Genomic DNA, 18,361 nt, shown 5'->3' with positions numbered 1-18,361 from the left:
CCGCACCTGTTCGACCGCCACTACGAGGCCCGCGACAGCGTAGCCCGGCCACCAGCGAGGAAGGCAAGGGCCTGGGCCTGGCGATCGTCAAGCGCATTGCCGAATTGCACGGCGGACGCGTGGCGGTGACCGGGGCGGGGCAGCACCTTGCACCTGCCGGCCTGATGTCGGTGCTGCGCCTGTCCTCAGCGCGTGTGCGCCGGCAGCGCCGTGCCGCGGCACTCGCCCAGGCCGATGCGGGTGGCGCCGGCCCGCTCGGCAAACGCGCGCAGGATCAGGGTCCATGCTGCGCCTTCATCGCGGCTGGATTCCGCGGCACGCTGGGCGAGCCGCCGAAGACGGCGCGCTCAGCGTCGCGGTAGCGCCGGCGCGGCCGCTGCCAGGTCCCAGAACAGGCCCGTCATCAGCTGCAGCGCCTCGCGCGCCACCGGTGCCAGCAGGTGCTCGTCGGGTGCGTGCTGCTGGCAGGCCGCGTAGCTGTGCGGCACCCACACGGTGGGCAGGCCCAGGATGTCGGCAAACACATCGTTGGGCAGGCTGCCGCCCAGGTTGGGCAGCAGCACGGGCTTCTTGCCGGTGCTCTGCTCGATGCTGGCCAGCGTGAAGCGCACCCAGGCGTTGTCCGGGTCCAGCCGGGTGGCGTGCATGACCTCGGGTTCGCTGACCTCGACGCCTTCGAAGCCGTGCGTCGAAAGGTGCTGCTGCACGACGTCACGCAGCCGGCTCACGTCGGTGCCGACGACAAAGCGCATGTGCATGAAGGCCTGTGCTGCGGGCGGGATGGCGTTGACCGGGAAGTCCGGGTTGCCGGTCTTGTAGGCCAGCACTTCCAGCGTGTTCCAGGCGATCACCCGTTCGGCCTGAGTCAGGCCGGGCTCGCCCCAGCCGGGGTCAACTTCCGGGTCGCCGGCGTCACCACCAAAGCGCAGGCCCTGCAGCGCGGTGCGCACGTTGGCCGGGATGGGCGGCGGGCGCAGGCCCTGGACACGGATCACGCCGTGGGCGTCCACCATGCTGGCAATTGCGTTGGCCAGCACCGTGCCGGGGTTGCGCAGCAGGCCGCCCCAGTTGCCGCTGTGGTGGCCGCCGCCGCGCAGGTTCAGCGTCAGGCTGAAGTTCGCCACACCGCGCGAGCCCAGGAAGACGGTGGGCTGGTCGCGGCCCACGCGCGGGCCGTCGCTGGCGATCAGCACATCGGCGGCCAGCAGTTCCTGGTGCGCAGAGCAGAACGCTGCCAGGCCCGGCGAGCCGGTCTCTTCGCCGGTTTCCAGCAGCCACTTGACGTTGAAGCCCAGCTGGCCGCGCAGCGCCAGCACGGTGGCCAGCGCGGCGATGTTGATGCTGTGCTGGCCCTTGTTGTCGGCCGTGCCCCGTCCATAAAGGCGCTCACCGTCCACCGCCAGCGTCCACGGTCCCTCGCCGCAGGTCCAGCTCTTGTCCTGGCCGCGGATGACGTCGCCGTGGCCGTACATCAGCACCGTGGGCAGATCATCGCCTTCATGGCGGCTGGCCACCAGGAACGGTCCGTAGGCGGGCTCGGGGTTGGGGTGGATGCTGAAGCTGAAGCCCAGCTTGGCCAATGAAGGGCCGATCTCGTCCTGCAGGTAGGCGGCCAGCGCCGGCCCGGAGTCCGGCTCCTGGCTGGCGGTGCGGAAGGCGACACGGCGCGACAGGTCGCGCACGAAGTCGCCGCTGTCGAAGTGGCCGGCAGCCTGGGCCAGTGCGGCGTCGCGCGTCATGCGGCCTCCTGCAGGGCTTCCCGAGGGAGGCCAGCCTCATTGGGGGGTAGACCCATGAGCGTGGAGACGATGCACTTTGCTAGGAAACGCATGAAGATAATCCCAAGTAACTGACTGCTTGGAACGATATCGCGCTCCCAGCCCGGCGGAATAGGACGAATGCGCGCCTGAATTTGGATGATTGCGACGTCATCGGATACGGCGGCGGAGCTTTCATATTCTCACGGCTTCGCAATTCTATCAATTCCAACACACTCGGGCGAAAATGCTGTTGATGGTCGACCCGATAACCTGCGGTTTGGAGTGAAGCGGCGAGTTCGAGCTACGCCTAGTCACATGCGAGCATCGATCAATATTAATAGCCAAGGAATTCTATCTAAACGGACCAAATTAGGATACTAAATGTCAAAACTCGAGCGCAAACTGATCCCCACGCCTGAAGGTCAGGTCGAACTTCTAGTCGAAGGCAAGGGCCCACGCATTGTCCTGCTCCCCTCGCTGGCGAGAGGCGCTACTGATTTCGATGAAATTGCACCATTAATTGCTGCGGCTGGATTCCGCGTGTTGCGACCGCAGCCACGCGGCATAGGCGCGAGTTCGGGGCCGACCGAAGGCATCACATTGATCGATCTTGCCGCCGATGTCGTTGCTGCGATCGAAGCCGATTGTGCGCCGGAGAAGCCTGAAGCATTGTGTGTGGTGGGCCACGCGTTCGGCAACTGGGTCGCGCGGGTTCTCGCCCATCATTGGCCTTCGATGACAAAATCTGTCGCACTTCTCGCGGCGATTATTGGCAGCACAATATCGCCCGAGCTCTTGATTTCCGTGAATGTCGTATCTGACAATTCCAAGCCGGATGCAGACCGCCTATTTTATTTGGAGCGTGACTTCTTCGCTCCGGGGCACGATGCTTCCGTTTGGTTGAGCGGGTGGCATACAGAGGTCTCTAAATTCCAGCTCGCGGCGACGAATGCAACGGCCGACAGTAGTTGGACCGAAGTAGGCAAAAATTTGCCGGTGCTTTATGTTGCGCCTGAATTTGACAAGATTGCACCCGTACCTGAAGAAGATTACTTGCGAGATCGTGTAGGCCACCTGACGACGATGGAAATCATTCATGGTTCTGGCCACGCACTTCTCCCGGAGAAGGTTTCGGAGGCCGCGGCTGTACTTGTCTCATTCGCCCAGTCCATCATGCGCGGCGAAGGGCGACGTGCGTAAAGGGCCCTCCGCTGGCAACGCCGGTGCGGACTTATCCGGTCAAGATTGAAGACGGCAGGGTGTTTGTAAGGATCGAGTGAGGCGAGGCTGCGACATGACTCGGGTGTCGCAGTGTGGTCACGGTGGCGGACTGTGGATCGGATAGAGCGCCGGACCGCCTGCTCCCTCCAGTCGAGAGCTGGTTGAGTGCTGCCTGTGTGCCGAGCGATACCCCGTTGAAGGAGAAAATTATGGCTTTACTCCGCAGATGCCTCCTTGAGCTCCGAGCCCGGCAAGGCGACTACGACTCGCATCAGCAATTGAGTTGTGTTTCCAGTATCTATTTGCCTACCGACATGATGTCTGTCTACGAGGCCGAAACTGGTTGTGCACCCAGCTTGGGCCCAGATTTGTCTACGCGCCAGCGGGCGGCTGAGTGGAAGCGCGAGCAAGCCCTCTTCGGTCATTGACGCTGTTCAGGTGAGGGATGTGGCGGCTCTGCTGGGCCCACACGCCGACTCCACAGACTCTTTGGGGGAACATTGGGCGCCGGACTCAATTCATCGTGGCAGTCAGCGCAGCGAATCGACGAGGCTGACGAATTGCTGGGGCAGCACGGAGATGCGGCGCACGAGCGTGTTGAGCGCGGGCGCGCCGAGCCGCGTCTTGTAGTCGTTGGCCACGAGCGCCTGGTCAACGTCGGGTGGCAGTTCGCTGACCAGGCCGGCTTCGGAATCCTCGTCCGCTTTGCGCGCCGCGTGGTCGACGATGAACTGGATCACCACGGGCACCGGCAGGCGCAGCGCGCGGCCATAGCGCGCGGCGTACCAAGCGCACCCGTAGCGCATGGCCGAGGCATAGGACGCGCGCGTGTTGGCCGACTCGCCCTCGGGGTAGTAGTATTTTTTCGACAGATTGACACGGTCGACCCAACAAACACCAATTACCTCGCTCGGCGGCGTGATGTACGAAGGCACCGAGCGCGAGATCGTGATCCAGGAATCGGTCTTCTCGCGCCACGGCACCGACCGCGTGCTGAGGTACGCTTACGAACTCGCCCAGGCGCGCAGGAGAAAGCACCTGACGGTGGCCACAAGAGCAACGGCATCGCGATCAGCATGCCCTGGTGGGACGGCCGCGCCGTGGCGTGCCGGATCGGGGAGGGCAAGCCGGAAGAAGTGATGCGGGCTATCTGGCCCTACATGGCCGCGCTGCTGGTGAGCGTGGTCGTGATCGCGACCGTGCCGTGGCTTTCGACCGTCGCCCTCTAGGAAATATCGTAGTGAAACTCTTCATGACCGGCGCCGCCGGCTACACCGGAGGCAGCATCGCCGCATGCCTCGTCGCCCGGGGCCACACCGTGCGCGGCTTGCTGCGGAACGATTCGAAGGCCTCCGCGCTTCTCGCATGCGGCATCGAACCCGTGATCGGCAGCCTGGACGATGCGCAGGTGCTTGCCCGCGAGGCGCGCGAGGCCGACGGCGTGGTCAATACGGCCAACGCGGATCATCTCCCGTCGCTGCAAGCCATGATCGCGGCGCTGGAGGGCTCCGGAAAGCCGTTGATTCACACCAGCGGATCGAGCGTTGTCGGCGACGACGCCCATGGCGACCGGCTCTCGGAGCGCGTCTTCGACGAAGACACGCCCTTCGTCGTCGCGCCCGCCAAGCAGGCGCGGCACGCGCTGAACGGCACGGTCCTCGCTGCCGCGGCGCGCGGCGTGCGCTCGGTCGTCGTCTGTCCCACGCTGACCTATGGCGTGGGCGCGGGTTTGAACACGCGCAGCATCCAGATCCCGTTTCTTGTGGAGCAGGCACGCGCAAATGGTGTGGTACGCGTTGTCGGCAAGGGCATCAACCGCTGGTCGACCGTCTACATCGACGACTTGGCGGATCTGTACCTGCTGGCGCTCGACAAGGCACCAGCGGGTGCCTTCTACTTTGCCGAGAACGGCGAAGCGTCGTTCGTCGAAATCGGCGAAGCCATTGCCCAGCGCCTCGGACTGGGCCGTGTCGAGTCGCTGCCCGCGGACGAGGCCGCGGCGATGTGGGGTCAGGCTCGTGCCTACTACTCCTACGGAAGCAACAGTCGGGTCCGCGCTACGCGTGCGCGGCGCGAACTGGGATGGTCGCCGCGCCACGAATCGGCGGTTGCTTGGATCCAGAAGGAAATGCCCCTTTGAACACGAGGACGAAACAATGATCTTGGAACTTGCAGATATACGCATCCATCCCGGCCGGCAGGACGAATAGGCCGCGCGACGCGGCTTGGACACCGTGCTTTCCAAGGCACCGGAATTTCGCAACTACGAAGTGCGGCGCAGCATCGAGTCGGCTGAACGCTACGTGCTGCTGATCCACTGGGCCAGCCAGGAAGACCACACGGTCGGCTTCCGGAACTCGCCAGCCTATGGGAAATGGCGCGCCATCGTGAGGCCTTTTTTGCGCAGCCGCCGGTGGTGGAGCACGTTGAGTTCTGCCGGCGTCCAACGCGGTGGGCGAATGAAAAATGCACAGGGGGCTTCCGAAGATCCAAGGATCACGCCGGTCTGAACGGCCCCCGAGCCTAGGCTTTCGATCTCAAGAGTCGTTTTGGTTTTGTGCGAGCATCTGACGCAGGAGGGTTTTCGATTGAAGCGAAAGTGCGAACATTGCACGGGCAACGGAGCACAAGATGAAAGACGACAAGAACGAGGTGGCCATGGTCGCCGAAGCAGAAGGTCGGCTGTACACGGCGCCTGCGCTGGAAAAGAGCCTCGACATTGTCTTTGCAGGTCTGGCGGTGAGGAGCGATTGACACATTTCCTGCGGAATCGCGCAAACCCTTACTGCACGCGACTTTGCCCCCCATCGGGTCTGTGTCAAAAAGACGAGTGACACATTTGCCTGCGCAAGAGTGACACAGTTGGTTTTTGCTACGACCGTCTCGATCCACTGGAGCCGCCGCTTCGAGTCGGATCCGGCACACCAGTGGATGCGGAATCTCTTCGTCGGCCTCTTCAAGGACAAAGGACGCTGATGGCACGGTGATGCGTCCTCGTCGAGGAATACTGCAGCTGTTGCAGGAGCGTTTGGCCAGAGGCGCGAGACCTGCGCGATCGGCGTGCCCATACACCACGAAGTCGGGCCGCGTCAGAACGACGTCCGCGCCCAGTGACTCCAGAAGGCGAACGTAGACGTCGTCCGCAGCCAGCGCACGATCACTGGCCTTGGCTGAGACTTGCCGAAGATTCTGCCGCTACCCATTGCTCCACCAGCCCACGAAAATGCCCAAGCGCGCCATCGAACGGCGGCACGGCATGCATCTTCATTCCCGGTGTTGCCTGCAACGCCCGATATTGCGCCGTGATGGTGTCCTGATCCTCATGGAAGGCCCGAACAAGGGTGGCATACATGCGGTCGACTGTCTCTGGCGCGCGTTCAAAGTCTGCGCTCTGGCAGGACTGTTGGAAGAAGTAGTGGGTGCTGGTCTCGGTCTCCGGCGTGAGGGTCTGGCAACTCAGCAGCCGGACGGTGCGGGCTTCGTCGTCGGGTGCCGCGATGGGACGTCCACCCGAGTCCATCAACAGCGTTCCGGGCAACACGAAGTCATAGTCGAACCACCGCTCGTACATTTCGTCTCGCAGGCCATCGCGAAAACTCTTCCAGTAGGGTGAGGGCGGCACATCGCTGACCCGGCGCGTCACCTTCAACCCGACCTGGCGGCCGTCTGGAACGAAGACCCGATCGATCTTCTGCCGCGATCGCGCGATCTCCGGAGAGCCCCCGAGGGTGTTGGCGTGCACGTAGCTCAGATGCGAGAAATCCAGCAGGTTGTCGCATATCAGCAGGTAGGGGACCTCGTAGTGCATGTAGCCCGGCTTGTTGCACCATTGCGGATCGTCGTTGGCGAAGTTGTCCGGCAACAGCGCCTCGTCTGCGCGCTCCGGGTCACCCATCCAAACGAAGATCCAACGGTTCTTCTCGACCACCGGGTAGCTCTTGATTTTCAGGTACGAGGGCACCCGCTCCATCCCGGGGACCTCGACGCACTGGCCGCCGCAATCGAACTTCAGCCCGTGGTAGCCGCAGCGCACCGCGTCGCCCTCGCGGGCACCGCGCGACAATGGCAGCAGGCGATGGCAGCAACGGTCCTGAAGAGCGCTGAGGCTGCCATCCTGCTTGCGCATCAGAAGAATGGGCTCGCTCAGCACCGTGCGCGTGAACAGCGCGTCGGCGCCTACTTCGTGGGACCAAGCGATGACATACCAGAGGTTGCGGATAAACACGCTCGCTTCTCCTTTGGGTCTTATTGCGGCTCGATGCCGATCTCTCGGATGCGGCGCGTGATGATGTCGAACTCGCCGCGATAGCTGGTGCGGAATTGCACCGGCGTGGTGGCCATCACTTCCAGGCCGCGATCGACGACGGCGGCATCCACATCCGGCAAGGCCAGGATGGTCCGGATCTCTTGAATGAGCTTTTGCAGCACCGGCTGCGGCGTCTTGCCTGGGGCGATGAAGCAGATCCATACCGCTGCATCGAAGATCGGATCGTCGATTCCCTGTTCCCGCAAGGTAGGGACGCCGGGAAGTGCCTTCGAACGCTCCCGTCCCAGAATGGCTAGGGGCGTGATCTTTCCCGCGAGTACGTGCTGCTTGGCCAGACCGGCCGAGCTCAGGCCGAGGCTGATCGTCTTGGACAACAGATCCTGCAGCACGGGGCCTTCGCCGCGCTGGGGAATATGAACCATGCTCGCACCCAGGCGCTGACTCAAGGCCTCGCCGGCAATGTGACCGAGGCTGCCTATCCCCCACGAACCGTAGCTCAGCTGCCCCTTGTGCTGCGCAGCGTATTGGCGCAGTTCGGCGATGTTCTTGACCGGCAGATCCGTGTTGGCGCTGATGAGTGCGGGACTGAACACCGCCTGCGTCATCAGAGCCAAGTCGCGCTGGGGGTCGTATGGAAGCGCCTTGAACAACGCCACGTTGTTGATCAGCGAATCGCCGAGGGTCACGCCGAGCGTGTAGCCGTCGGGCGGTGCCTTCGCCACTTCGGACACACCCAGCGCACCCGATGCGCCGGTGCGGTTGTCCACCACGACGGGCTGGCCGAGTGTCTTGGACAGGCGGTCACCCACCATGCGGGCGATGAAGTCCGAGGCCCCACCTGCAGGATAGGCCACGACGATGCGTATAGGGCGTGTAGGAAAGCTCGGCTGGGCGCTTGCGGCCAGTGGCGCCAGGGCGGCGGCGGCGAGCATCTGGTTCATCGTGCGGCGGTCCATGGGGATGTCTCCTCTTGCCGTCGGAGGGCGGCGTCCCGGAACTCTAGGCGTCGTCACTGCGCGCGTCTGTACCCAGCGATTGGGACGGGGAATCCCCTATATCAAGCCCCCACGCCAAAGTCATCCGACTGTGGACGTTCAGCTTGGCATAGGCGCGCTTTCTCAGCGTGAGCACCGTCGAGGTGGCAATGCCCAGATCCTGGGCGATGCCGTCCGTGCTGAGGCCCGCCGCAATGCGCGCCGCGACTTCCAGTTCGCGTTTCGAAAGTCTGTCCGACTGCTGCCCCAGGCGGATGGACGCCATCGCCACGCGATTCGCATCCGAAGTCCGGGACTTCGAATCCAGCCGCGGCTGCAGCACAGCCCTCACGATCGGCGCCACCGTGCGCAGGCGAGCGAGTTCATCGGATTCGAATTCGCCGGCCGCTGTGTGCCTGTACAGGTTGAGCGCGTAGGCTCGATGGTCAGCCCCTGCGAAGACCAGGCTCACCCGTCCGGCCAATCGTTCGCGCACGAAGATCTCGTTGCGCCAGTCCCGGTTGGGAATGTCGCGCTGGCGGTAGTGGAACATGTCCACTCTAGGCGCTTTCTCGCTCATAGAAGCCAGTTCGCCGGCCAACGCGGTGACCTCGTCTTCACGGAAGAAGGCGAACCGGTACAGCGAAAAGCAACGCGCCGTGGTGTCCTGGACTTGTGAACTCCGCGCATGCCCTTCGAGCTGCCTTGGCGCGCCGCCGCCCGCGTACTCCACCAGCGAGATGTACTCCACCGGCACCAGATGCGCGATGAATCGCAATGCAGCAAGCGCGGGCGGCCCGGCGCGAAGTTGGTCGAGGAGGGCAATCATCGCCGCGGACGGCACCGTGCTGTCTTCGTCGATACCGACTCGCGCCCAGTGCTTTGCCATGTGGCGGCTCCGACCTATGTGAATGTCTTGAGTGCCGTCGCCGGGTTGCAGGCGGCCGCCGGTGCCGGTGAATGTCCTGCCTCGAGCAACTTGCGCGCCGCCATGTGGTCCTGGGGCGCGTTCACGCTCTCCACACAGGCCAGTCGCCCCTGCGGTGTGTAGTGCAGGATGGAGAATGCGTCCCCCCGCGCGCCAGGACGCAGGTGCCGCACCGACTGCGCGGGCATGCAGCCCGCCATCTGCAGGCGCATGCTGCCCTGTTCAGACCAGAACCAAGGAAGCGCTGCATACGGCGCTGGCCGATCAAGCACCGTGGCCACCGCGGTGCGTGCCTGGTCGTGCGCATTCTGTACCGACTCCAGTCGGCGATCGCTCCCTTGTCCCGACAGCGGGAAGCGCGCGCAATCTCCTATCGCCAGGATGCGCGCGTCGCTGCTGCGCATGAACGCATCGACCACGACGCCATCTCGGCAGTCCAGGCCTGCCGCCTGCGCCAGCGTGGTTTCGGGCCTGGCGCCAATGCCGATGATCAGCAGGTCCAGCGGCACCCGCTGCGCGCCCAGATGGATCGCCCGCAATCTCGCCTGAGCAACCTCGAAGTCGCTCACCTTCTCGCCCAGGCGGATGTCCACGCCCGCGGCGCGATGGCTGAGCAGCACATGCTCGGCCATCTCCGGCGACAGCGAGCGCGAGAGCAGGCGCGGCGCGGCCTCCAGCACGGTCACCTGGCGGCCCAGGGCCTGCGCGGTGGCGGCGATCTCCAGACCGATGAATCCGCCCCCCAGCACCACCACCTGCCGGGCCTCGCCCAAATGCGTGCGCAGCGCGCGGGCATCAGCGGCGGTGCGCAACAGCACTACGTTGCTGAGCCCGCTGGGCAGGCCCGGCAGCACGCGCGCACGCGTGCCGGTGGCCAGAACGACCACGCCGTAAGGCAGGCTGCGGCCGCCGGCCAGGCGCACAACACGCGCCTCCCGATCGATCGCTTCAGCGGCCGTACCGAGGTGGAGCTCAATGCCCGCTTCGGGGTACCAGGCTTCGCCGCGAATGGACTGGGCTGCCTCGTCTGGTCGCTTGAGGAAGCTCTTGGATAGCGGCGGGCGCTGGTAGGGCAGGTCCGGCTCCTCGCACACCAGATGCACCCGCGCGCCCTGTCCGGCCTCGGCCATGCCGGCGCAGAACTGCGCCGCCGCATGGCCGCCGCCAATGACCACGATGTCGCGTTCCATGTTAGTTCAGGATTCAGTAGTGGACGACCGCGCGAATCGACTTGCCCTGGTGCATCAGATCGAAGGCATCGTTGATGCCGGTGAGCGGCATCGTGTGCGTGACGAAGGGTGCGAGCTGGATTCGTCCGGCCATCGCGTCCTCCACCATGCCAGGCAACTGGCTGCGGCCCTTCACACCGCCGAAGGCAGTCCCCAGCCACCGGCGGCCGGTCACGAGCTGGAAGGGGCGGGTGGAGATCTCCTGTCCCGCGCCGGCAACGCCGATGACGACCGATTGGCCCCAGCCGCGGTGCGCGCACTCCAGCGCCGCGCGCATCACCTGCACATTGCCGATGCACTCGAAGCTGTGATCCACGCCCCAGCCAGTCATCTCGACGATCACCTGCTGGATGGGCTTGTCGTGGTCCTTGGGGTTCACGCAGTCGCTGGCGCCGAAGGTCCTGGCAAGCTCGAACTTCGACGGGTTGGTGTCGATCGCGATGATGCGGCCGGCCTTGGCCAGCTTGGCGCCCTGGAGCACGGCCAGGCCGATGCCGCCGAGGCCGAAGACCGCGACCGTGTCGCCCTCCTGCACCTTGGCAGTGTTCTTCACCGCGCCCAGGCCGGTGGTCACGCCGCAGCCCAGCAGGCAGACCTGTTCGGGATTGGCGTCGGGGCTGATCTTCGCGAGCGAGACCTCGGCCACCACCGTGTACTCGCTGAAGGTGGAGCAGCCCATGTAGTGATAGACCGGCTGCCCGTTGTAACTGAAGCGCGTGGTGCCGTCGGGCATCACGCCCTTGCCCTGGGTGGCGCGCACCGCGACGCACAGGTTCGTCTTGCCCGATTTGCAGAACAGGCATTCACCGCATTCGGCGGTGTAGAGCGGGATGACGTGATCGCCCGGCTTGACGCTGGTGACGCCTTCGCCGACCTCGACCACGATGCCGGCGCCTTCGTGGCCCAGCACGGCGGGGAACAGGCCTTCCGGGTCGTCGCCCGAGAGCGTGAAGGCATCGGTGTGGCACACGCCGGTGTGGGTGATCTTCACCAGCACTTCGCCCTTCTTCGGCGGCGCGACGTCGATCTCGACGATCTGCAGGGGCTTGCCGGCTTCAAAGGCAACGGCGGCTCGGGATCTCATGGGATGGCTCCTGGGAATGAAAAAAAGACGATGGAGTGCCTCGCGAGAACGCTCAGGCCCTGCCGGCCTGAGGTCGCACCCTGCGCTTGACCGGCGCTTGCATGCGCGCCACATAGCGGTCGGTGGCAGCTTCGACCTCAGGCAAGTTCTCGTGCAGTCGGCGCAGCAGGGCGATCAGCACTTCGCGTTCCTCACTGCTGAGTACGGAGAGCAAGGCGCGTTCACGTTCCAGCGCCACGCCGATGATCTGGTCATGCAGCGCCCGGCCTTCCTCGGTGAGGGTGGCCACGCGCGCACGGCCGTCCGCGGGATCCGGTGCGATGCGAATCAGGCCCCGCGCCTCCATGCCGGAAAAACAGCGGCTCACGGAGGCCTTGTCCATCCCGATGATGCGACACACCTTGTTGGCAGAGATCGTGGGTTCGATCGCCAGCAGCACCAGGCAGCGCCAGGTCTCGATGCCGACGCCGAAGCTGCGCAGGTAATGCTGCGAGGCGCCGCGCGAGAGCTTGTTGGCGATCCAGGTGAAGAAGGCCGGAACGTAGCGTTCCAGGTCGATGGAAACGTACCGGGTGGAGCTCGTGCGAGTAGAAGGCATGCGCGTCAGTGTGGCCCATGTCGCGCCGAGCGCAGCGGGGGTCATTGCTGCGCCTCGGGCAGATGCAGCACGAGCCCGTCCAGTGCGTCGTCCAGCCGGATCTGACAGGACAATCGACTGTTCGCCCGACGCTCGGCGGCGGTGCATTCGAGCATCTCCCGCTCGTTGGAAAGCGCCTCGGGCAGCCGGGCCGTCCAGGCGTCGTCGACATACACATGGCAGGTGGCGCACATGGCCGAGCCGCCGCACTCGGCGATGATGCCGGACAGGCCGGCACCCGTGGCAACCTGCATCGCGGTGTGGCCGACTGGCGCCTGAACATCGCGCTCGCTGCCATCGGCCATGATGAATCGGATCGTGGGCATGGTGTCTCCTTCGAATTCCTGCGTCAGTACGCTCTCAGACAGGGATAAGCCGCAGCGGCAGCGTGTCCAGCGCGCGCAACGTGTTGTTGAGCCGGCGGGTGTGCGCGCCGGTGATCTCGATCGCCTTGACGCGGCGCGCGAGTGCCTGCAGCACCACCTCGCCTTCCAGCCGTGCGATGACTTGCCCCACGCAGCCGTGGATGCCCGAGCCGAAGGCCATGTGGCCGGTCGGTCGGCGACCGACGTCGTACCGATCCGGCTCAGGCCACTTGCGCGGGTCCCGGTTGGCCGAGGCGAGCATGCACAGCACCTTGGTGTCGGCCGCCAACGCAACACCGGCCATCTCGCAGTCGCGCGAGGCCGTACGGAAGAAAGTTTGCGCAGTGGATTCCCACCGCAGCGCCTCTTCGAAGGCGGGGCGGGCAAGCTGCCGATCGGCATGCAGTTTCGCGTATTCGGCCGGATGGTGTGCCAGCGCGAACACGGCGTTGCCGATGCCGTTGATGGTCGTGTCCACCCCCGCCGAGAGGAAGGAGCGCACCAGCATCGGCGCCTGTTCGTGAGAGATCTCGCCAGCGTCGGCTGCCTGATAGATCTGGTCGCCAAAGCCGCCCGGACGAAGGTGATCGCGCTGGCAGTGGGCCATGATCCAGTCGGTTACCGCGACGACGCGCTCGGCGCTCTTGGCCAGCAGTTCGTTGCGTGGTCCCATCGAATTGAAGATCATGTCGCCATAAAGCAGGAGGTTCTCGCGCCCGGCTTCCTCCACGCCCACCGCGTCGGGGAACACCTTGAGCGGATAGACCTGCGCCAGATCGTGGATGCCATCGATCTCGCCCTTGGCGACGCATCGCTCGACCAGGGCCTCGGCCTCCTGGGCGAAGCGATCGCGGATCTGCATCACCGTCTTGGGACTCAGGATGCGCGAGAGCACGGTGCGCGTCTGTGTATGCAGCGGCGGGTCGGCCTCCAGGATCAGGCTGCGAGGCCGGAAGGGCGTCTCCTTGTTGAAGTTGGTCAAGCCGACGCCGGCGCCCGAGATGAAGGTGGCGTGGTCATTGAGCACGGCTCGCACTTCGTCGTGGCGCGCACACGCCACCACCGAGGGATACGGTGCCAGGCGCACGACCGGCCCGGCCTCGCGCAGGCGTTCGTGCATCGGATACGGGTCGATCAGGTTCGCCGACGCATAGGGGTCGATGTCGAGGACCGGGATGTCGAGTTCGGAACTGAGGGTCGTCATGTCGGGGGCTCCTTCACGTTCAATGGACTGCCATGCCCACATGGCGCTCCAAGGTGGCTTGGTCCGCGCGCAAGTCCGCGGCGGGTGCTTCGTGCACCACGTGGCCGTGGTCCAGGATGAGGGCGCGGTCGGCATAGGCCAGCACCTCGCTCACCTGCTGCTCCACGATGAGCACGGTGACGCTGGATTCGCCTGCCAGCCGGCCAAAGGCCGCGAGCAATTCCTGGCGGATGATGGGCGCCAGGCCTTCCAAGGGTTCATCCAGCAGGAGCAAGCGGGGCCGCCCGAGCAGGGTGCGGGCGACGGAGAGCATCTGCTGCTCGCCACCCGAGAGCTGCGCCCCGCCGTTGTGACGGCGCTCGGCCAGGCGCGGGAAGAGCGCGTAGGCTTCGGCCAGCGCGGCGCGCGGTCGTTGCTTCAGGCCCGCCAGCAGGTTTTCCTCCACGCTCAGCGAGGGAAAGATGTCGCGCGTTTGCGGCACGTAGCCTAGCCCGCGCTGCGCGCGCTGGTGTGGCGCCAGGCCGCTCGTGTCCTCACCATCGAACACGATACGACCGGAAGACAGCCGCGCCAGGCCCATGATGGCCCGCAGAGTGGTGCTCTTGCCTACACCGTTGCGGCCGATCATGGCCAATCGCTCGCCGGGCTGGACGGTGAAGCTCAGCCGGTCGAGGATGGTGGTCGGCCCGTAGCCCGCGACCACTTGGTCGAACTGCAGCAGGGGAGTGATCATGGCAGTCCCTGCCCCAGGTAGGCGGCGCGCACTCGGGCGTCGCCTCGGATTTGTTCGGGTGTCCCTGCGGCCAGCACAGCCCCTTCGGCCAGCACCACGATGCGGTGTGCGAATCGGAAGACGAGGTCCATGTCGTGCTCGATGATGAGTACGCCCAGCTCTGGCGGCAGCGCATCCAGTGCTGCCAGCAGCCGGTGGCCGTCGTCTCGTGGCACGCCGGCCATGGGCTCGTCCAGCAAGAGCACACGGGGGCGCAGGGCCAGCGCGAGTGCCATCTCCACCAACCGCTGCTCGCCGTATGCCAGCTGGCCGGTCGGCACGGTTGCATGGTTCGCCAAGCCGAAGGTGGCCAATATGGCGCGCGCCTCGCCGGCCAGCGCTGGATAGGCTTCGACCGGGCGCCATGCACGGTGGGCCAGGCCCTCGCGCTCGAACAGCGCGAGCTCCACCTGCCGCTGCACCGGAAGGTGCGGCGCCAATGTGGTGATCTGGAACGTACGGACGAGCCCGGAGCGCACGCGTCGCGCCTGACTTTGCGACGTGACATCCTCCCCGGCGAGGCGCACGCGCCCGGCGGAAGGTGCAATGACGCCGCTGATCAGGTTGACCAGCGTGGTCTTGCCCGCGCCGTTGGGTCCAATCAGCGCGATGCGTTCTCCCGGCGCGATGGTCAGCGAGACGCCGCGCGTGACGTGCAGCCCGCCGAAATGCTTTTCCAGTGATTCGACCTGCAGCAGCGGCGTCATGGCCGAACCTCTTTCGATGAGGCGAGCGGAGCACGACGTCCGGCAGCGCCCAGGCGCGCGCGCAGCCGCAGCCACAGCACGCGAGGCGGCACCAGCACCACTGCCATCAGGGCCAGTCCCACCGCGAACAGCCAGTGGTAGGGGTTGATGGAAGCGGCCGTGTGATGCAGCAGTGTGAAGATGAGCGCGCCGACCAGTGCGCCGTGCAATCGCCCCGCGCCGCCCAGCACGAGCATGACCAGGATCTCGGCGGAGAGGCCGAAGCCGAGGCTGTCCAGCCCGATGATGGCGTTGGTCTGTGCTGCCAGGGCGCCCGCGGCGCCGGCCAGGGCGCCGGCCGCGGTGTAGATGGCGAGCAGCCGCGTGCGAACCGGCGTGCCCAGAGCTGCCATGCGGGCCCGACTCTCATGGATGCCGCGCACCGACAGGCCAAAGGGCGAGGCGACCAGCCGCTGCGCGAGGTACAGCCCCAGCGCGAGCACCGCGATGGCGTAGAAAGCCGCGGTACGTCCTTCCAGGTCGAAGGCGAACAAGCCGAGCAACGGCGCCATCGAGAAGCCCGACAGCCCGTCGTCGCCACCCGTCCAGTCGCGCCATTTCTGCGCCAGCGCCAGCAGGATCTGGGCGAAGGCCACGGTGAGCATCAGGAAAGTGAAGCCTTGGTAGCGCAGCAGCAAGGCGCCTGATACCAGCGCTACCGCTGCTCCGGCCGCGACGCCCACCAGCAGTCCCAGCAGAGGATCGGCCTGCACGTGGAGCGCAAACAGCGCGGCCGCGTATCCGCCAACGCCATACAGAGCCGCATGACCCAGCGTAGCGAGGCCGGCCACGCCCACGACCAGGTCAAGGGAGACAACCAGCAGCGCCATGACGGCGATGCGCACGATCAGGCCCAACTGCTCGGGCAGCAGCAGCCCGACTCCCACGCCCAGGATCAGCACGACCAGGGGAGCACGCCAGGCGGGCGCGGTGCGCAAGGTGTTCGGGGTCATCGCTTCAGCAGCCCACTGGGACGCCAGGCAAGCAGTAGCGCCATGGCAAGGAAGAAGAACAGGCTGCCCCAGTCGGAAGCCCAGTACTTGCTGGCCGTCTCCACTGTTCCCAGAACCAGGGCTGCAGCCAACGTGCCGGCGATGCTGCCCATGCCTCCCACGGCGACTACCACCAGCACAAGCACCAGGTACTTGAGCGCGTAGTAGGGCTCCAAAGGCATCAACTCCGCGCCGAGAATTCCTCCCAGGCCCGCCAGCGCCGCGCCGGCGGCGAAACTCAGGCACTGCACGCGGCGAATCGGGATCCCCAACGTTGCGGAGGTCTCCGCATGGTCCACCGCTGCGCGCAGCCACACCCCAAAGCGAGTGCGCAGCACGGTGTAGGTGGCCCCGCCGGCGACGGCCAAGCCCGCAGCGATGACCAACAGCCGCTGTGCTGGCAGGGTGCGAAAGCCCAGATCCACCGGTTGCGCAAGCAGTGGCGGCAGCGCGATGAGCTGTACCTGCGGGCCGGCGATGGCATTGGTGGCGGCGATCAGGAAGAAGGTCAGTCCGATGGTGAACAGTACCTGGTCCAATTCCTTGCGGCGATACAGGTGGCGCAGCACCAGCATCTCCAGCAGCGCTCCCAAGGCGCCGGCGGCCAGCACGGCCAGCGGCAGAGCCAGCCAAAAGCTCCAGCCCACGTCGCGCGTGAGCCATGCCGCCGCATAGCCACCCACCATCGCGAAGGCGCCGTGCGCGAGATTGACAAAACGCATCAGCCCCAGCGTGACGGACATGCCCACGGCGATGACGAACAGCACCATGCCGTAGGCCACACCGTCAATGCCGACGTTCAGGATCGTGCTCACTCGAAGCCTCCGGGTTGCTTCGCTACTTGGTCTCGAGGCCGAGGTCGGGCTGCGGGCCAAAGCTCTGCAGTTCGCGGTTGACCAGCATGCCGCCTGCTTTTTCAACCTTGCGCAGATACACGTTCTGCACGATATGGCGTGTCTTTGGATCGATGCTCACCGGACCGCGCGGACTGTCCCATTGAAGTGTCTTGGCGGCGGCAAGCGCCTTGGGGCCATCCCTGCGGCCGCCCGTGGCTTCGATCATCTTGTGTATCACGTGCATGCCGTCCCATGCACCCACCGAGGCGTAGTTGGGGACTGCCTGCGCATCGGCGGCCTTGAGTGCGGCGACGAACTTCTGGTTGGCCGGCGAATCGTGCGTGCCAGAGTAGTGGAAGGCGGTGGTCAGGCCCAGCGCAGCATCGCCGAACTTCTGCAGATCGAACTCGTCTGTCTCCGCTGTCCCGAGGAACTGAATGCCGGCCTTCGCAAGCCCGTTCTCGTTGTAGGCCTTCACGAAGCCCAGGTTCGGTGGCCCACCCGGCAGGAAGGTGTAGACCGCCTGCGCGCCGCTGGCCTTGATCCGCTGAACAAAGGGTGCGAAGTCGGTGGTGGCGATCGGCATGCGAATGCTCTCCACCACCGTTCCGCCCTGGCGGGTGAACTCGGCCTTGAAGGCTGCTTCTCCGTCCAGTCCGGGGGCGAAGTCGGTCACGGCGGTGACCACCTTCTTGAGTCCCTGCCCAGCCGCCCATCTGGCCAGGGGCACCGTCACCTGCCAGAGCGTGTAGGAGGTACGGATGAAGTAGTCGGACTTCTCCGTTATGGCCGAAGTGGCGGCGTTGAAGATGACCGTGGGCGTTTGCGACTGCTGGATCAGCGGCGCCACTGCCATCGCGTTCGGCGTGAACACGAAGCCGCCGAGGTAGTCCACCTTGTCCTTGACGATGAGCTCCTGAACCAGGCTCTTGGTCAGGCCCGGGTTGGGGCCGCCCGTATCACGGTAGATGAACTCGATGGACCGGCCGTCCAACTTGCCGCCTTGGGCATCCACATAGGCCTGAGCGCCCGTCTTGAACAGCGTGCCGTAGTGGGCGAAGGGCCCGGAGAACGGGCCAACGATGCCCACCTTGATGGCGGATTGCGCCAGCGCCGGCAGCGCTGTCCCGCCGAGTGCCAACGCCGCGCACCATGCCGCCGCGCAACGCCGTGTGGTCTTGCTCATGCCTTGTCTCCTGTCTTGTGGAATGGACCGTCACTGACCTTCGAAGCGACGTGACGACCAGACGGAGTCTCCGAGCAGATAGTTGGTATGTCAACCAACAGGGCGATCAACCAAATGCATGGTTTTCCCGAGCCCGACTTCGCAAGGTAGGGTCGGATCG

20 protein-coding genes and 1 pseudogene are annotated in these 18,361 nt (G+C 65.4%); 6 read left to right on the top strand and 15 right to left on the bottom strand.

Annotated elements, in window-relative coordinates; genetic code table 11:
- The first annotated feature begins 119 nt into the window (after positions 1 to 119).
- Positions 120 to 362, top strand: a complete 243-nt coding sequence (locus ACSQ9A_RS31280; protein ID WP_436306760.1) for a hypothetical protein — start codon at positions 120 to 122, stop codon at positions 360 to 362.
- Here the strand turns inward: ACSQ9A_RS31280 and ACSQ9A_RS31275 are convergent.
- A complete protein-coding gene (locus ACSQ9A_RS31275; protein ID WP_436306759.1) occupies positions 348 to 1,739 on the bottom strand; it encodes a M20 family metallopeptidase in 1,392 nt (463 codons plus the stop codon). The genes ACSQ9A_RS31280 and ACSQ9A_RS31275 overlap by 15 nt on opposite strands.
- Positions 1,740 to 2,141: 402 nt before the next feature.
- Between ACSQ9A_RS31275 and ACSQ9A_RS31270 the strand changes: the two genes are divergently transcribed.
- Positions 2,142 to 2,960: an alpha/beta fold hydrolase gene (locus ACSQ9A_RS31270; protein WP_436306758.1), complete on the top strand. Its 819-nt coding sequence runs from the start codon at positions 2,142 to 2,144 to the stop codon at positions 2,958 to 2,960.
- Between the two features lie 551 nt (positions 2,961 to 3,511).
- On the opposite strand, the gene ACSQ9A_RS31265 is transcribed toward ACSQ9A_RS31270, so the two are convergent.
- Positions 3,512 to 3,964: a hypothetical protein gene (locus tag ACSQ9A_RS31265; RefSeq protein WP_436307783.1), complete on the bottom strand. Its 453-nt coding sequence runs from the start codon at positions 3,962 to 3,964 to the stop codon at positions 3,512 to 3,514.
- Here ACSQ9A_RS31265 and ACSQ9A_RS31260 point away from each other — a divergent pair.
- From ACSQ9A_RS31260 to ACSQ9A_RS31245, 4 genes and pseudogenes are all read left to right on the top strand, one after another.
- A pseudogene (locus ACSQ9A_RS31260) lies at positions 3,882 to 4,087 on the top strand (tartrate dehydrogenase); the annotation flags it as partial. The gene ACSQ9A_RS31265 and the pseudogene ACSQ9A_RS31260 overlap by 83 nt on opposite strands.
- Positions 4,088 to 4,221: 134 nt before the next feature.
- Complete coding sequence (locus ACSQ9A_RS31255) at positions 4,222 to 5,121, top strand: NAD-dependent epimerase/dehydratase family protein (RefSeq protein WP_436306757.1); 900 nt, start codon at positions 4,222 to 4,224, stop codon at positions 5,119 to 5,121.
- A 94-nt stretch (positions 5,122 to 5,215) separates the two neighbouring features.
- The gene (locus ACSQ9A_RS31250; RefSeq protein ID WP_436307739.1) at positions 5,216 to 5,491 is read left to right on the top strand and encodes an antibiotic biosynthesis monooxygenase family protein; all 276 of its coding nucleotides are present in this window, start codon (positions 5,216 to 5,218) and stop codon (positions 5,489 to 5,491) included.
- Between the two features lie 121 nt (positions 5,492 to 5,612).
- Positions 5,613 to 5,735 carry a hypothetical protein gene (locus ACSQ9A_RS31245; RefSeq protein ID WP_436297295.1) on the top strand — a complete coding sequence of 41 codons (123 nt, stop codon included), beginning with the start codon at positions 5,613 to 5,615 and terminating at the stop codon, positions 5,733 to 5,735.
- A 403-nt stretch (positions 5,736 to 6,138) separates the two neighbouring features.
- On the opposite strand, the gene ACSQ9A_RS31240 is transcribed toward ACSQ9A_RS31245, so the two are convergent.
- The 13 genes from ACSQ9A_RS31240 to ACSQ9A_RS31180 are packed head-to-tail and all read right to left on the bottom strand — an operon-like array spanning position 6,139 to position 18,201.
- Positions 6,139 to 7,206, bottom strand: coding sequence for a Rieske 2Fe-2S domain-containing protein (locus ACSQ9A_RS31240; protein ID WP_436297296.1), 1,068 nt, complete (start codon positions 7,204 to 7,206; stop codon positions 6,139 to 6,141).
- A gap of 20 nt (positions 7,207 to 7,226) precedes the next feature.
- The gene (locus tag ACSQ9A_RS31235; protein ID WP_436306756.1) at positions 7,227 to 8,204 is read right to left on the bottom strand and encodes a Bug family tripartite tricarboxylate transporter substrate binding protein; all 978 of its coding nucleotides are present in this window, start codon (positions 8,202 to 8,204) and stop codon (positions 7,227 to 7,229) included.
- A 43-nt stretch (positions 8,205 to 8,247) separates the two neighbouring features.
- Positions 8,248 to 9,111 (bottom strand): helix-turn-helix transcriptional regulator, encoded by an 864-nt coding sequence (locus ACSQ9A_RS31230; RefSeq protein ID WP_436306755.1) that lies wholly within the window; start codon positions 9,109 to 9,111, stop codon positions 8,248 to 8,250.
- Positions 9,112 to 9,125: 14 nt separating this feature from the next.
- Positions 9,126 to 10,340 carry an NAD(P)/FAD-dependent oxidoreductase gene (locus ACSQ9A_RS31225; protein WP_436297299.1) on the bottom strand — a complete coding sequence of 405 codons (1,215 nt, stop codon included), beginning with the start codon at positions 10,338 to 10,340 and terminating at the stop codon, positions 9,126 to 9,128.
- A gap of 13 nt (positions 10,341 to 10,353) precedes the next feature.
- Positions 10,354 to 11,463 (bottom strand): S-(hydroxymethyl)glutathione dehydrogenase/class III alcohol dehydrogenase, encoded by a 1,110-nt coding sequence (locus tag ACSQ9A_RS31220; protein ID WP_436306754.1) that lies wholly within the window; start codon positions 11,461 to 11,463, stop codon positions 10,354 to 10,356.
- 52 nt (positions 11,464 to 11,515) lie between these two features.
- Complete coding sequence (locus ACSQ9A_RS31215) at positions 11,516 to 12,106, bottom strand: MarR family winged helix-turn-helix transcriptional regulator (RefSeq protein ID WP_436306753.1); 591 nt, start codon at positions 12,104 to 12,106, stop codon at positions 11,516 to 11,518.
- A complete protein-coding gene (locus tag ACSQ9A_RS31210) occupies positions 12,103 to 12,426 on the bottom strand; it encodes a 2Fe-2S iron-sulfur cluster-binding protein (protein WP_436306752.1) in 324 nt (107 codons plus the stop codon). Before ACSQ9A_RS31210 ends, ACSQ9A_RS31215 begins: the two co-directional genes overlap by 4 nt.
- Before the next feature lie 34 nt (positions 12,427 to 12,460).
- Complete coding sequence (locus ACSQ9A_RS31205) at positions 12,461 to 13,669, bottom strand: cytochrome P450 (protein WP_436306751.1); 1,209 nt, start codon at positions 13,667 to 13,669, stop codon at positions 12,461 to 12,463.
- A gap of 19 nt (positions 13,670 to 13,688) precedes the next feature.
- Complete coding sequence (locus ACSQ9A_RS31200; RefSeq protein ID WP_436307738.1) at positions 13,689 to 14,399, bottom strand: ABC transporter ATP-binding protein; 711 nt, start codon at positions 14,397 to 14,399, stop codon at positions 13,689 to 13,691.
- Entirely contained in the window at positions 14,399 to 15,148 is a 750-nt protein-coding gene (locus ACSQ9A_RS31195) for an ABC transporter ATP-binding protein (protein WP_436306750.1), read from the bottom strand. The genes ACSQ9A_RS31200 and ACSQ9A_RS31195 overlap by 1 nt, the downstream gene beginning before the upstream one ends.
- Entirely contained in the window at positions 15,145 to 16,140 is a 996-nt protein-coding gene (locus ACSQ9A_RS31190) for a branched-chain amino acid ABC transporter permease (protein ID WP_436306749.1), read from the bottom strand. The genes ACSQ9A_RS31195 and ACSQ9A_RS31190 overlap by 4 nt, the downstream gene beginning before the upstream one ends.
- Entirely contained in the window at positions 16,137 to 16,994 is an 858-nt protein-coding gene (locus ACSQ9A_RS31185; RefSeq protein ID WP_436297306.1) for a branched-chain amino acid ABC transporter permease, read from the bottom strand. Before ACSQ9A_RS31185 ends, ACSQ9A_RS31190 begins: the two co-directional genes overlap by 4 nt.
- 22 nt (positions 16,995 to 17,016) lie before the next feature.
- Positions 17,017 to 18,201, bottom strand: a complete 1,185-nt coding sequence (locus ACSQ9A_RS31180; RefSeq protein WP_436306748.1) for an ABC transporter substrate-binding protein — start codon at positions 18,199 to 18,201, stop codon at positions 17,017 to 17,019.
- Positions 18,202 to 18,361 lie beyond the last annotated feature (160 nt).

Source organism: Variovorax sp. LjRoot290 (genome assembly GCF_964253985.1).
In the GTDB taxonomy this organism is placed as follows: Bacteria; Pseudomonadota; Gammaproteobacteria; order Burkholderiales; family Burkholderiaceae_C; genus Variovorax.
This window is presented reverse-complemented; position numbering and strand designations above follow the sequence as displayed.

Coding starts and splice junctions, on each gene's coding strand:
- ACSQ9A_RS31275 (WP_436306759.1), bottom strand. CDS start 1,739: ATGACGCGCGACGCCGCACTGGCCCAGGCTGCCGGCCACTTCGACAGC.
- ACSQ9A_RS31270 (WP_436306758.1), top strand. CDS start 2,142: ATGTCAAAACTCGAGCGCAAACTGATCCCCACGCCTGAAGGTCAGGTC.
- ACSQ9A_RS31245 (WP_436297295.1), top strand. CDS start 5,613: ATGAAAGACGACAAGAACGAGGTGGCCATGGTCGCCGAAGCAGAAGGT.
- ACSQ9A_RS31235 (WP_436306756.1), bottom strand. CDS start 8,204: ATGGACCGCCGCACGATGAACCAGATGCTCGCCGCCGCCGCCCTGGCG.
- ACSQ9A_RS31230 (WP_436306755.1), bottom strand. CDS start 9,111: ATGGCAAAGCACTGGGCGCGAGTCGGTATCGACGAAGACAGCACGGTG.
- ACSQ9A_RS31225 (WP_436297299.1), bottom strand. CDS start 10,340: ATGGAACGCGACATCGTGGTCATTGGCGGCGGCCATGCGGCGGCGCAG.
- ACSQ9A_RS31220 (WP_436306754.1), bottom strand. CDS start 11,463: ATGAGATCCCGAGCCGCCGTTGCCTTTGAAGCCGGCAAGCCCCTGCAG.
- ACSQ9A_RS31215 (WP_436306753.1), bottom strand. CDS start 12,106: ATGACCCCCGCTGCGCTCGGCGCGACATGGGCCACACTGACGCGCATG.
- ACSQ9A_RS31210 (WP_436306752.1), bottom strand. CDS start 12,426: ATGCCCACGATCCGATTCATCATGGCCGATGGCAGCGAGCGCGATGTT.
- ACSQ9A_RS31205 (WP_436306751.1), bottom strand. CDS start 13,669: ATGACGACCCTCAGTTCCGAACTCGACATCCCGGTCCTCGACATCGAC.
- ACSQ9A_RS31195 (WP_436306750.1), bottom strand. CDS start 15,148: ATGACGCCGCTGCTGCAGGTCGAATCACTGGAAAAGCATTTCGGCGGG.
- ACSQ9A_RS31190 (WP_436306749.1), bottom strand. CDS start 16,140: ATGACCCCGAACACCTTGCGCACCGCGCCCGCCTGGCGTGCTCCCCTG.
- ACSQ9A_RS31180 (WP_436306748.1), bottom strand. CDS start 18,201: ATGAGCAAGACCACACGGCGTTGCGCGGCGGCATGGTGCGCGGCGTTG.